The 13,524-nt window shown below is 37.4% G+C and carries 16 protein-coding genes; 13 read left to right on the top strand and 3 right to left on the bottom strand.

Annotated elements, in window-relative coordinates:
• The first annotated feature begins 202 nt into the window (after positions 1-202).
• On the top strand, positions 203-955 hold the full coding sequence (locus AC07YC_RS07055; protein WP_324727691.1) for an alpha/beta hydrolase: 753 nt from the start codon (positions 203-205) through the stop codon (positions 953-955).
• Positions 956-1,134: 179 nt separating this feature from the next.
• A complete protein-coding gene (gene brnQ / locus AC07YC_RS07050; RefSeq protein WP_494918884.1) occupies positions 1,135-2,475 on the top strand; it encodes a branched-chain amino acid transport system II carrier protein in 1,341 nt (446 codons plus the stop codon).
• A 56-nt stretch (positions 2,476-2,531) separates the two neighbouring features.
• Here brnQ and AC07YC_RS07045 read toward each other — a convergent pair whose 3' ends face one another.
• Complete coding sequence (locus tag AC07YC_RS07045) at positions 2,532-3,290, bottom strand: SDR family oxidoreductase (RefSeq protein ID WP_494918883.1); 759 nt, start codon at positions 3,288-3,290, stop codon at positions 2,532-2,534.
• A gap of 156 nt (positions 3,291-3,446) precedes the next feature.
• Between AC07YC_RS07045 and AC07YC_RS07040 the strand changes: the two genes are divergently transcribed.
• Complete coding sequence (locus AC07YC_RS07040; protein WP_494918882.1) at positions 3,447-4,028, top strand: TetR/AcrR family transcriptional regulator; 582 nt, start codon at positions 3,447-3,449, stop codon at positions 4,026-4,028.
• A 51-nt stretch (positions 4,029-4,079) separates the two neighbouring features.
• Positions 4,080-4,340 (top strand): hypothetical protein, encoded by a 261-nt coding sequence (locus AC07YC_RS07035; RefSeq protein WP_494918881.1) that lies wholly within the window; start codon positions 4,080-4,082, stop codon positions 4,338-4,340.
• Positions 4,341-4,349: 9 nt separating this feature from the next.
• Here AC07YC_RS07035 and AC07YC_RS07030 read toward each other — a convergent pair whose 3' ends face one another.
• Together AC07YC_RS07030 and AC07YC_RS07025 are read right to left on the bottom strand one after the other, a co-directional pair.
• On the bottom strand, positions 4,350-5,531 hold the full coding sequence (locus AC07YC_RS07030) for a YhgE/Pip domain-containing protein (protein ID WP_494918880.1): 1,182 nt from the start codon (positions 5,529-5,531) through the stop codon (positions 4,350-4,352).
• A gap of 55 nt (positions 5,532-5,586) precedes the next feature.
• A complete protein-coding gene (locus AC07YC_RS07025; protein ID WP_494918879.1) occupies positions 5,587-6,186 on the bottom strand; it encodes a TetR/AcrR family transcriptional regulator in 600 nt (199 codons plus the stop codon).
• A gap of 166 nt (positions 6,187-6,352) precedes the next feature.
• Here AC07YC_RS07025 and AC07YC_RS07020 point away from each other — a divergent pair, with 166 nt between their 5' ends.
• From AC07YC_RS07020 to AC07YC_RS06980, 9 genes are all read left to right on the top strand, one after another.
• Positions 6,353-6,667, top strand: a complete 315-nt coding sequence (locus tag AC07YC_RS07020; protein WP_025115003.1) for a PadR family transcriptional regulator — start codon at positions 6,353-6,355, stop codon at positions 6,665-6,667.
• A gap of 1 nt (position 6,668) precedes the next feature.
• Positions 6,669-7,205, top strand: a complete 537-nt coding sequence (locus tag AC07YC_RS07015; protein WP_336636469.1) for a DUF2812 domain-containing protein — start codon at positions 6,669-6,671, stop codon at positions 7,203-7,205.
• Between the two features lie 60 nt (positions 7,206-7,265).
• Positions 7,266-7,796: a DUF2812 domain-containing protein gene (locus tag AC07YC_RS07010; protein ID WP_494918878.1), complete on the top strand. Its 531-nt coding sequence runs from the start codon at positions 7,266-7,268 to the stop codon at positions 7,794-7,796.
• Positions 7,797-7,809: 13 nt separating this feature from the next.
• Positions 7,810-8,715 carry an ABC transporter ATP-binding protein gene (locus tag AC07YC_RS07005; RefSeq protein ID WP_336636467.1) on the top strand — a complete coding sequence of 302 codons (906 nt, stop codon included), beginning with the start codon at positions 7,810-7,812 and terminating at the stop codon, positions 8,713-8,715.
• A gap of 7 nt (positions 8,716-8,722) precedes the next feature.
• Positions 8,723-9,943, top strand: coding sequence for an ABC transporter permease (locus AC07YC_RS07000; protein ID WP_255250337.1), 1,221 nt, complete (start codon positions 8,723-8,725; stop codon positions 9,941-9,943).
• A 222-nt stretch (positions 9,944-10,165) separates the two neighbouring features.
• Positions 10,166-11,335, top strand: a complete 1,170-nt coding sequence (locus tag AC07YC_RS06995) for a toxic anion resistance protein (RefSeq protein ID WP_336636466.1) — start codon at positions 10,166-10,168, stop codon at positions 11,333-11,335.
• Positions 11,336-11,529: 194 nt separating this feature from the next.
• On the top strand, positions 11,530-12,072 hold the full coding sequence (locus AC07YC_RS06990) for a hypothetical protein (protein ID WP_494918877.1): 543 nt from the start codon (positions 11,530-11,532) through the stop codon (positions 12,070-12,072).
• 129 nt (positions 12,073-12,201) lie between these two features.
• On the top strand, positions 12,202-13,113 hold the full coding sequence (rarD, locus tag AC07YC_RS06985; RefSeq protein WP_336636464.1) for an EamA family transporter RarD: 912 nt from the start codon (positions 12,202-12,204) through the stop codon (positions 13,111-13,113).
• A 197-nt stretch (positions 13,114-13,310) separates the two neighbouring features.
• Positions 13,311-13,436, top strand: coding sequence for a hypothetical protein (locus AC07YC_RS06980; protein ID WP_012293905.1), 126 nt, complete (start codon positions 13,311-13,313; stop codon positions 13,434-13,436).
• Positions 13,437-13,524 lie beyond the last annotated feature (88 nt).

Genomic DNA, 13,524 nt, shown 5'->3' with positions numbered 1-13,524 from the left:
TTAAAAAGACGTTGCCTTTAATTAGAAGAATGGAAAAGTTAAGTAGCAGAAAGTGTGATAGTACAGGTGTTAAGTTGACATCATTCATGCATGAAACACATCGATTTGATAAAAACTATAAATTGTACATTATGAATAAAGGGTGTTAAGATAGACACATAAAATACACAATTAATAATTTCCGTGAAGGGGATATCCTAAAATGAAGTTAACAAAGCCGCAACCTCTAACAATTGAGGGAGGCAAAAAAGCCGTACTATTATTGCATGGATTCACAGGTAGCACAAAAGATGTGAAAAAGCTAGGAGAATTTTTATCTCAACGAGGTTATACCGTTCATGCACCGATTTATAGTGGTCACGGAGTAGAACCAGAAGCATTATTAGAAACAAGACCAGAAGACTGGTGGAACGATGTTGTTGAAGGCTATAACTTCCTTCAAAGTAAAGGCTATGAAGAAATCGCAGTTGTTGGTATTTCACTAGGTGGTGTTTTCTCATTGAAAGTAGCAGAGACATTTCCAGTAAAAGCATGTGTAGCAATGTGTGCACCAATTACACGTGATAACTCAAAAGGCTTATTTACACGCTTGTACCACTATGCTCGTTTATATAAACACTTTGAAAATAAATCAAAAGATCAAATTATTTCAGAATTACATGAATTACGTATTTCTCCAAAAGATTCATTAGATGGTGTAACACGATTAACGACTGAAACACGTGATGATTTATCAACAATTAAAGCTCCGACATTAGTACTACAAGGGTCACTAGACGATGAGCTTTATCAGGAAAGTGCACCGTTTATTTTAAATACTGTAGAAACGGATGACAAAGAAATCATTTGGTATGAAAATTCAGGTCATATTATTACGTTAGATAAAGAACGTGACAAAGTATATGAGGATGTTTATAAATTTTTAGATCATATTGAATGGTCAGTTGCAAATTAAGGAAGGGCTGTCAGAGGGCAGCTCTTTTTTTTATGTGCTAACTTTCTATATTCATAAAGATATTCCAAAAAACTATTGTAATTATAATAAATGCTTGATAACATAATTGAATTGTAATGAAAAATCATTCGATTAAAATAATTTGCTATAGTTAAAAACTTCTAAGGAGCACATCAATTATGCAACAAAAAATACCTTTCTCAACCTATGCAGTCATCGGAACTATGTTATTTGGACTGTATTTTGGAGCAGGGAATCTTATCTTTCCAATCCAATTAGGTCAATTAGCAGGGACCCATTTTTGGCTTGGGTTAATCGGATTTTTAGTCACAGCTATCGGTCTACCATTCCTCGGAATTTTAGCGATTGGTTTATCAGGTAGTAATGGCTTACGCGATCTAGCGAGCCGTGTTCATCCCGTCTTCGGTATTGTCTTTTCATTGGCCCTTTACTTAACAATTGGCCCGTTTTTTGCCATTCCACGTACAGCGACCGTACCTTTTGTAGTAGGCTTTGAGCCATATATTCAAGCACAGCATGTTACATTATTGCTTGCCGTGTTTAGCTTCATTTTTTTCGCCATCGTTTTTTATTTCTCGTTAAATCCAGCAAAAATTATGGATTACATTGGTAAATATTTAACACCCGCGTTTTTAATTGTCTTATTCATTTTAATTATTACGAGTATCGTCAAGCCAATGGGGGATTTCCAACAACCGATGGGCGATTATATAGATGCTGCCTTTATGACAGGCTTTAAAGAAGGCTATAATACGATGGATGCCTTAGCTTCACTTGCCTTCGGGATTGTCGTCATTAATGCAATTAAAAGTGCAGGTATTTCAGATCGGAAGGAAATAGCGAAGGCAACATGGACGTCAGGTATATTTGCAATGGCCCTAATGATGCTTATTTATGGCCTAATTACGTATATGGGTGCTTCTAGTATTTCAGCTGTAGGTACATTTGATAATGGTGGTTTAATTTTTGCCGCAGTGGCAGACCATTATTTCGGTTCATTCGGTGCTATTTTATTAGCCGTTATCATTGTGCTTGCTTGTTTAAAGACAAGTATCGGCTTAATCACTTCATGTAGTGAATTTTTCCACGAAGTATTTCCGAAGATTAGCTATAAATGGTTTGTATTTTTATTGTGTGTTGTATCCTTCATCATTGCCAACTTTGGATTAAATAATATTATACAATTCGCCATCCCAGTTCTTATGTTCCTATATCCACTTGCGATTGTTTTAATATTACTGGCTCTTAGCTCATCGTTCTTTCACAATAAGCAAACGGTGTATGCCATCGCGATGATTTTCACATTTTTCATTAGCGTAATAGACGGCTATAAAGCCTTAGTAGTAAGTGTGCCTGAAGCGCAATTACATGTATTTGATGTTGTAGAGAAGGCTTATTCTTCCATCTTACCGTTTTATGATATAGGGTTAGGGTGGATATTGCCTGCGGTTATTGGAGCAATACTTGGAGCTCTAATTCCATCTAAAAAAGTACTATAATTCAAAGTAAGCACGCACAGAAAATGTAATCTGTGCGTGCTGTTTTTTTTACGATATTAGTAAGCTGTCCATCCACCATCGACAGCAATAACTTGTCCGTTCACAAAGCTCGCTTCGTCTGAGCCAAGGAAAATAGCTAATTGAGCAATTTCCTCAGGTTGACCAGCACGAGGATTAATCGATAAACCAAGTGATTGACGTGCTGCACCTGTTTGACTCATATTTGTCATGGAAGAGGCGATATTCGTCATAACTGCCCCTGGCGCAATACCATTACAGCGAATATTTTTATCTGCATACATAAAGGCTGTATTTTTAGTTAATCCAACAACGGCATGTTTAGACGCAGTGTATGAAGCTCCTGCACGTGCACCGTATAAGCCACCAGCAGAAATATTATTGACAAAGACACCATGTCCTTGGGCAAGGAAAATGTCTGTTGCCATACGCATTGAGCGCATCACAGCAGTTGTATTCACCGCAAATACTTTATCCCAACGGTCATCAGAGATTTCTCCAACTGGCTCCATACCATCCATAATACCCGCATTATTGACTAAAATATCTAATTGTCCATAGGTACTTTTTGTTTCATCAAATAAACGTTGTAAGTCTTCTGTTGATGCGACATTTGTTTGAATGGCAAACGCTGTACCCCCAGCCGCTTGAATGCCTTCCACAACCGCTTGGGCACCATCTAAATTTAAATCCGAAACGACTACCTTAGCACCCTCTTTTGCATAACCTTCTGCTATAGCTTTCCCCATCCCTGAAGCTGCACCTGTCACAATTGCTACTTTACCTTCTAATCTCATCTCAAAGACCTCCTCATACTATTTTTCGATAGATATTGAACATCTGTTCATTAAAATCATATAATAAATATGAAAGCGATTTCAATATGCAAAATATCCTGATGTGTTGAGTAATCAACACTTTTGGGAAAACTGTTTACTAAGGAGCTAAAAAAATTGTCTACAACGGATTTACGTATTATTAAAACAAAGCAAGCCCTACACGCCGCCTTATTGACACTGCTTAGTCAAAAGCCATTGGAGCAAATATCCATTGCAGAAATATGTAGGGAAGCCAAGGTGAATAGAGGAACCTTCTATTTACATTACGAGCAAAAGGAAGGACTCTTTGAAGAATACTTTCAAGAAATTATGGAGGATTTATACCAATCCTACGAAGAACCTTACCGTGCCGTAACAACATTGGATACACATCAACTTGATCCGAACACGATTCGTATTTTTCATCATATTGAACGCTTTAAAATGTTTTATCGTATCGTGTTTTCCAAAAACGTCCCATTGACGTATTATTACATGCTGTTTGACGGAATTTACTCATTGCTAAAGAGAGACATCACCTTGCATCACGAGCATCAAATAACAGAATCCATTTCGATTGATTATTATAGCGCCTACCAAGCAAACGCGATTATCGGACTCATTATCCAATGGTACCGTGGCGACTTTAGCGACAGCGTAAGCGTCTTAAATCAGCAACTCGCCGCGATTTTGAAAAATGTCCGTAGTGGAGGATAGAGCGAGGATTAGTGGATGGAACGCTCAGGGTGAAGCGAAAAGTTGAGATTGGTGGATAGAACGGGCGAAGTGACGGATAGAACATTGAAAGTGGAGGATAGAGCGGGGAAAGTGGCGGATAGGACGCTCAAAGTGACGGATAGAGCATTGAAAGTGACGGATAGAACGCTCAAAGTGACGGATAGAACATTGAAAGTGACGGATAGAACGCTCAAAGTGACGGATAGAGCGGAGATAGTTACGGAAAAAACGCTCAAACTAGTGGATAGCCCCACCCCGTCCATTCAGCAAACGAACAGAGCAAGGGGCTAGAGCATACAACTAACTAGAGGTAAGAGCAGGAGCGGGCTTGATTGCTACGGTTACTGTAGCGATTGCGAGAGTGACTAGGATGATGATGGCTAAGGAACTACTGTTTTGTAGTAAATTAGCGGCACTTCCTCCGAAAATAATAGTGTAATAGCCATCGGCACCGTAAGTAGCAGGAAGCATGGCAGCTAATTGCTGATAGCCTTCAGATAGCATGGTTTTCGGAACGAGCACTCCAGAGGTTACTAATTGGAGGGATAGGGCACAAATATTGAAGACCATGCCGATATTGCCAAAGAGAATGACGAAAACTTGTGCTAGGGAAAGGAAAGCTAGGAACATCACAGATTGGAAGAAATAGATGGATAGAAAGCTTTCATTGCTTGAAATAGTAAATAGATGCATTAAGCCGATTGTAAGGAATGGTAAAGTGAGAGCGACTCCAACATTGAGCAGCTGGCGTGCAACGAATAATGGCCATTTTGAAACACTACTTTGTACCATTTGTGCGGCTTGCTGATGTTGCATAATCATCACCATAGCGCCTACAAAGGAGGAGATGATGACCATTAGTGGAACAAAGTTTGCTGCAAATCCCTCTACATCATTCGTTTTAACGATGGTCGCATCGACGGCATGATTTTTAACTGTCATCACGGTTGTTTGGACAGATGCGTTTATTTGCTGTGAGGTATTTTGCTCAAATGGAAGCTGGGCAAATTGTTGGGAAAAAACCTTGATCGCCTGATTTTGTTGTAATGGGTAGAGCATTTGGTTCATTTCTTCTGTTAATTGCTTAGCTACACCATCCATCATGTTTTTCGCAACACTAGCATTGGCCTGATTAATCGAATAAATGATTTCTACTTTTTCTCCTGTCTGAAGCTGCTTCGTAAAATTTGCTGGAATTTGCATAATCATATTAATTTGGCGTTCATTGAGTGCTTGCTCGGCATCCTTTTTAGTGGAATATTCTTTAAGCGTAAAGGGAATATTGTCCTTCATGTCTTTTATTATTTGCGTCCCCATTTCTGTATCTTCCGTCAACAAGCCTATCGATAATTGATCAGCTCGCTCATTGACACCGTCATAGGCTGTCATCCAAATAGTAAAGAAAATTAATTGAAAGGCAATTGCAGCAACAATACCAATATAGGTTTCTCGAATTCTCAATAAAGTTTGTAAACCTCTCATATTTAAACCTCCTAATAAAGTAAGTACTTACTTGCATTGAAAGGAAAAATTTTTTCTAGGAAACGAGTCCCCTAGAAAAAATAGCAACACTTGTCTGTAATAGCTCTTCGGTTGGTATGTCAGACACCATGGTACCAAGACGTGCACGTGACATAAAATGACCAAAGTTAAGCGCAATTAATGATAATGCTGCAGCTTCAAAATCAACCTCTCTTATCTTCCCTCGTTGTTGCATTTCTTTGAAGTATTGGCATAGTTCCTTTTTGATTAGAAGAGGAATATTTGCAATTTCCTCACTGATTTCAGGAAACTGAATGGACTCCTTAAAGCCAATCATCACCAAGTCTTTAATCGACATTAAAAACTCAAAATGCTTTAATGAGAAGTTTAATAAATCTTTTTCTAAATCCCACGTAACATTTTGATGGATTTCCTGTTGTAAAAGGGGATAATACGAAAATTGTTCAACTATGGCTTTCAGGAGGCCACGCTTATTGCCAAAATGGCGGAAAAGTGTAACTTCATTGACGCCAGCTAATTCAGCAATCGTTTTCGTTGTGGCGGCAGTATAGCCCTTTTCACTAATCAATTGTAGAGCAGCTTCGATGATTCGTTCTGCGGTTCCCTTTGTTGTCAATCCTAAACTTCCTTTCATGCAAGTAATCACTTACATGCTAGCATAGTGCATAATTCTCTGCAACAAAATAATTTGTTTCAAGGAAATAATCAGCAACAAGAACATTGACAACTATATCGGCAGCTGATATATTTTAGATATATCGGCTGACGATATATTGATGGACGATATAAAGGGGGATTGTATGACACAGGAGCATCCGCCGTTAACTGAAGGCGTATATTATATTTTATTAGCATTGTATGAGCCTAGACATGGTTATGGCATCATGCAATTAGTAGAGGAAATGAGTAGTGGGCGAGTACGGTTAGGCGCAGGTACCATTTATGGGGCCATTAAAACTTTGCTTGAACGAGGCTGGATTGAGGCACTCGACGAGGATGGTCGTAAGAAAGAATATGTAATTACAGAAACTGGGGAAAAGATAGTTGAATATGAAATTTTGAGATTAAGGGAACTTTTTGACAATGGTATCCGTATAACGAGAGGAGTTGAATAAAATGCATAAATATCGTTTGATGATCAATCCATATGCAATTGAAAATTGGGTCAATAACATGGCTTGTCAGGGCTGGCATCTGAAAAAGTTTACATGGATTCGTTTTACGTTTGAACGTGGAGAAGCAGGCAGCTATATTTATCGCCATGATGAATTAGAGCGATTTGGCACTCACTACGAAGAGGACTATCTAGCATTTTTAAAAAGTTCAGGCATTGAGCAAGTTGATCGCTCTGGTAATTTTGTGTTTTTTAGAAAATCTTCCCAGGGAGGTCCGTTTGAGCTTTATACGGATAAAAAAACTAAAATAGGTAGCCTGTCAAAAAAGATGGCACTCTTTTTCTTTCTTATTCTACTTAATTTATATTTTGGTATTTCAGGCTTGATCGGCGATTTTTCTCATGAAATGACGAATTGGATAGGGTTTATTTTACATAGCTTACATCTAATTATAGTCATCTTGTTCTCTTTCCCATTATATAGGCTTAGACGAGACCGCAATCGATTGAAGAAGGAGTTAAATATATTTTCAGATTAGTGGACGTTCATTATTTTCTGGGAAATCAGAAAATAGCAAATATCTAGTAGGGGTGAAAGGATGGAAAAAAGAATATACCGTTTTTTTATTGATTATGAAAAGGAAGAACGGTGGGTCAATGAAATGGCAGACCGGGGGTGGAATTTAAAAAAAGCAGTTGTAGGTTATTTTATTTTTGAAAAAGGAACACCACAACAATATATTTATCGGAATGAATTTGTGAATAGCAAGTCGAAGGACTATTTTGAGTTTCTAGCGGCGATGAATATAGAATGTGTGCACAAATTCGGTGTTTGGGCGTATTATCGAAAACCAAAGGCAGAAGGGCCATTTGAATTATTCTCGGATACTACCTCTAAAATTAGCTATATAAAGTCGATGAATCGTATTTTTATTGTACTGTTGCTATTTAATGTAGTGGCTGGGCTTTATAATTTTTCGATCGGAGCGTGGGGACCTTCTGTAACAATCGTCAACACTAGTGTAGGATGTGTAAATTTTATTGTATCCATAATGGTGTGTATCTCTATATTTAAAAATGAAAACCGTAAAAAAAGATTGAAAGAAAATTTACATATATTCGAAGGATAGGGAGGGTGACAACATGACTTTACAGTTACAGCATGTCACGAAGAAGTATAAGGATTTTACGGCTGTAGATGGACTGAATTTTACAATTGAAAAAGGTGAAATTTTTGGTCTGATTGGTCAAAATGGTGCGGGGAAAACAACTACTTTCCGTATGATTTTAGATTTACAGGAGACAACGGCAGGTACAATTACATGGAATGGTCAGCCTGTTAATGCGATTAACCGAGATGTCCTAGGATATTTACCTGAGGAACGTGGTATTTTCCCAACGATGAAAGTCGAGGAGCAATTGTACTTTTTTGGAGAGCTACGTGGCATGAAAAAAGCAGAGCTGAAAAGGGAGATTGATTTCTGGATTCAACGTTTTGAGCTGGAAGAAAAACGAAAAGATAAGGCTGAAACTCTATCAAAGGGGAACCAGCAAAAAGTACAGCTTATTGCCAGTTTTATCCATAAACCTGAATTTTTGATTTTGGATGAACCGTTTAGTGGATTGGATCCGGTTAATAAGGACTTACTGAAGGATGCCATTCTACTTTTAAAGGAGCAGGGTACAACAATTTTGTTCTCTAGTCACCAAATGGATAATGTGGAGGAACTTTGTGATCACTTATGCCTATTAAAAAGAGGTGTTTCTTTATTTTCTGGTAGTCTACTAGATTTAAAGAAACAATATGGCAAAACAAAGCTGGCAGTACGGACAGATTGGTCAACAACACAACTATTGGCGTTAGAAGGCGTCAAGGATGTACGTGTTGAGAAGGAACAAACAGTTCTTACATTAGTGGATGAAAGCTTTGCCCAAAGTATTTTTGAGCAGCTTTCCAATGGGAAGTATATTGAAAAATTCAGCCTGGATTATTTATCATTAGATGAAATCTTTAAAGATAAGGTAGGTGGCAATGTTGTCGAAGTTTAATTTATTGATGAAGCAATTATATAAATCAAAAATAAAATCAAAATCCTTTATTTTAATGACATGTTTATATGTACTTGTCATGTCTGTAGCTGTTTTCTGGTCCGAAATTAAGGAACTATTTACAGGTGATGATGAAGCACAGCAAATTGCCATAATTAATGAAACATCTGCTGATTTAAGTGGTATCTTTGTTTCCAATGGGGATATGGCTTTTATCCAAGATGAAAAGGATAGACCGACACTTGAAAAAAAAGTGAAGGACGGCAAACTAGATGCCATTGTGACGATTAACGATCAAGGTGGTCAGCTACAAGCAGAAATTGCTACGTTTACGCCTCTGAAATTAAACGATCAATCGTCATTGTCATCCTTATTACAATATGCTGGTCAGCACTATGCCGTACAGCAATTATCCCTTTCGCCTGAACAGGCAGCACAAATTATGGCCGCTCAAACTACGATTTCCACTAAAAACTTAAATGAGGAATCAACGGGTGGAAAAAGCGAGGAAGAAAAGCAATCAGGCTTAGTCGTTTCCTATGCAGTTGGAATTTTAATTTATTTCTTTATTTCTACATTCCTATCTATGATTACGACTGAAATTGCCTCTGAAAAGGGTTCAAGAGCAATGGAAATGCTTTTAGTAAGTGTTAAACCAACTACTCATTTTAAAGCAAAAATTGCAGGTGTATTACTTCTTGCTTTAACGCAGATGGGCATTCTTGCAGCAGTATTCCTGATTTATGCTAAGCTCGTAAAAGGCGGTATCGTTTGGGATGCGGCTGCTAGCATTGTCAAAGAACTGTCTGTTGGCTATGTTATCTATGCTATCGTATTCCTATTGCTAACGGTTATCCTGTATCTTATCATTGGCGCATTATTTGGCTCATTAGTTTCGAAAGTAGAAGAAGCAGGTCAGGTATTAATGCCTGCCATGATTATTACGATTATCGGCTTCTATGTGATGCTAACAGGGATGGGTAATCCAGATACAATCATCATTAAAATATTCTCTTATATCCCGTTAACATCAGGAATGATCATGCCTATGAGGATAGGTGCTACAGATATCGGAGGGATAGTTCCATTACTATCTTTAGGTATTTTAATCGCAACGATTATAGTCGTGTACCTATTTAGCTTATCGTTCTATAAACGTAGTGTGCTGACATATAGCTCAGGCGGGGTCATTCAAAAAATTAAAACAGTTTTAAAGGTAACCACTTAAATGATAAGCAGCTACACGATGATGTAGCTGCTTTTTGGTTGTTTCATGCCAGCGTTAGAAAACAATGTAAAGGAATTTGCGTAATCAGTCGAATTTTGTTTAGAAAGAAGCTATAATTTAGAAAAGAGCTTGAAATTGGTTTTGTCTTGCTATTAGAAATGAAACCTTTTTCCAAAGTAATCGTAAGTAAATTGTAGAGATAAATTGCAGGGGGTAAAACGTATGTCTGAATTCAACAATGATCTTTTAAAATCCAAGGACCCATTCGCTACTGAAAATCCTTTATTACAACCTAATCCGCTTATGCAACAAGAGCCTGAACACAAGCCAGTACTTGTATCTGAGCAAGAGCTATCACAAATTGCGCAAAACCAACTTATGTTAAAGAAAGATCCAGAGGTTCATGCGCTTGCTCAACGAATTGACGTTAAAGATCAAATTGCCATGCTAGAGCTTGGGAAAGAAACAGCAAGTGGCATTTCTACTTTTTCAGATAAAATGCTAGCTACAATGAAGGCCAGCAAACTAGAAGAATCGAGTGTCCTATTAAATAATCTCAATAAAATTATGGATAAATTTGATCCTCAAGATTTCTCGGAGGAGAAAAAGGGTGGCTTCATCTCCAAGCTCTTTAATAAGGGAAAAGAGCAATTGGAAAAATTTCTATCTAAATATGACAGCATGAATAAGGAAGTGGATGTCATATACCGCGAAATTCAAAAATATGAGGGTGAAATGAAGCGTAATACAATTGACCTTGAGAATCTATACGATCAAAATTTAGATTACTTCCAATCTTTAAGTAAATTTGTCGCTGCGATTGAAGTAAAGATAGAAGATGTTCGTTCAACATTACCAGCCCTTGAACAAAAGGCTCAGACGGGCGATCAATTAGCAGCAATGGAATATGAAACAATGCTACGTGCTGTGGAATTATTAGAGCAACGTCGCTATGATTTAGAAATGGCGCAGCAAGTATCCTTCCAATCTGCACCTCAAATCCGTTTAATGCAGCAAGGGAATAACCATTTAATTGCGAAGATTAATTCAGCCTTTGTGACGACAATCCCTATTTTCAAGCAGGGTTTAATTCATGCCGTTACTTTAAAGCGTCAAAAGCTTATTTCCGATTCTATGAGTGAGCTAGATCGTCGTACGAATGAAATGCTTGTGCGCAATGCTGAAAATATTAGTAAAAACAGCGTTAATATTGCACGTGCAGCAGGTAGCCCGAGCATTAAAATTGAGACAATTGAAACAACATGGCAAACGATTATGTCTGGTATTCAAGAAACGAAGCAAATTCAAGCTGAAACAGCTAGAAGTCGTGAAGAAGGTCGTAAACGAATTGAACGTTTGCAATTAGAATATGAAAAATTGAAAAAAATGTAATACTTGAAGCTTCTTGTAGAAATTTTTGCAAGAAGCTTTTTTTTATTTTGTATGCGTTAAATGTTCTTTGACAAAAAGGAAAATACTGATTATGATAAAATTAAATGAGAATGATTATCAAATGATAAAGGAAGCGAACAGATGTTATACAAAGCAATACGAATACATGAAATCATTCGTGGAGGAGTGAAATGATGACCAATAAAATAAAATCCTCTACATTGTCGTATGAGCCTTTTGAAGATGGAACGCTTGCTCTTACCGCAGCTGAAACTTTAATGCTTATTCCACAAAGCCGTTATTTAGAGTTATTGCATAAGGAAAAAGTGTATACTGCGAGACATACAGATTTAGATCATAAGCAAAATGGGATAGAACAAGAACGAAAAACATTAAAAAAACAAAATGCAGTACTGACAGAGGACTTGCAAAAATCTAAGCAGCAAAACATTGTCCTTCAAAAAAAAGTAACGGAATATAATTGTGTAGTAGAGGAAATGCAGGTGCTCCGACAACAAAATACGGAGCTATTAATTGAACTGAGTAAATATACGTCCTTGTCGAGAGAGTCATTAACGGGACCGCTTAAGTCGATGATTCGAAATATGCGAGAGCAAGGGGTTGGTATAAAGGAAATCCATATTCGCATCAAACGCCAAATCAATCCAGATATTAGCTATAGTACAGTGCGCAAATATATCTCCGAGCTAGAATCAGAGCAGAAGGGTGGACGTTGATCTAAGAAGTAAAGAAATTTGGCATTTACAGTTGCCACTCAAAGCCCTATAATGAGTCTATTCTTTAACTAGTTTAATATTATGTGAGGTCATAATTGATTTCACTGTGAGTAGGGAGCGTTAGTGGCAATGTCAAATGAGAAAAAAGGGGTTTTGGCGGCATTTTTTGCCTATGCCTTCTGGGGTGCCTTTCCTCTCTATTGGAAACTACTTGAACATGTACCAAGCATGGAGATTTTATTATCCCGAGTGATTTGGTCGTTTGTCTTTACTGTACTGGCTGTCATCGTATTTCGAATGCGTAAAGACCTTATCGCGGACTTAAAATATTTATGGTCACATCAAAAGCATTTCTGGCAGCTTGCGGGTGCCTCCTTCGTTATTTCAATGAACTGGTACTTGTATATTTGGGCAGTAACCCATAACCATTTAATTGAGACAAGCTTAGGCTATTATATTAATCCGCTCTTGTCTGTTATTTTTGGCGTGATTTTCTTTAAAGAATCGTTGAGTCGCGCACAATGGGTAGCGACAGGAATTGCCTTTATGGCTGTTATTATTTTAACGATCAATTATGGCTCTGTACCATGGGTAGCACTATTGATTGCGCTATCTTTTGCGATATACGGCGTATTGAAAAAGAAAATTACACTGGATGCGACGAGAGGATTAGCTATTGAAACATTATTAATCCTACCATTTGCTTTAGGCTATTATGTGTATCTATTTACAACCCATCAAGCTTCGTTTTTACATGTTGACGTAAAAACAGATATCTTGATGATTTTCAGTGGTTTAGTAACAGCTGTACCACTCATCCTATTTGCAAAAGGTGCACAAAATATTCCATTGTATTTATTGGGCTTTATTCAATATGTTTCACCAACTATTGTATTGATTTTAGGTATCGTCCTGTATAAAGAGCCATTTAGTCAGATAGAGCTTTTAGCATTTAGCATTATTTGGGGAGCATTATTACTATTCTCAGGCTCCAAGATTATAGAAACAAGAAAAGCTCATCATAAATCAGTAGACTTGTAGAATATTCTACAAGTCTTTTTTGATTCAATGGACTACGTGGAGAGCGCACCTTTACAATTTAGTCAGCATATAGTAAGATGATGACAATAATTAGATAACAATGATAAAAATTGAGAGGTGCTTTTTGTGAGTGCGGTAGGTTCTAACTAGGTAAAAATTACATGAAGTAAATGATATGGCGACAGGGGATATATGTCATGAACAGACCCCTTATTTGGTCATGGATTTATTTCAAAACCTATGTAGATACCTACAATACTTTATCAAGCGGTGCATATATGGATGAAACTTCTGAAAATGAGGTTTTATTTGTAGTGCTATGAACACTCGCCTTTTGAAGATAGAGCTGTGGGGGATTCCTCACAGCTTTTTTAGTTTGTTTAACACTTCATTGCTATCTAATATTGGGTA

This window comes from Lysinibacillus sp. GW247-5R2A (assembly GCF_059424475.1).
This window is presented reverse-complemented; position numbering and strand designations above follow the sequence as displayed.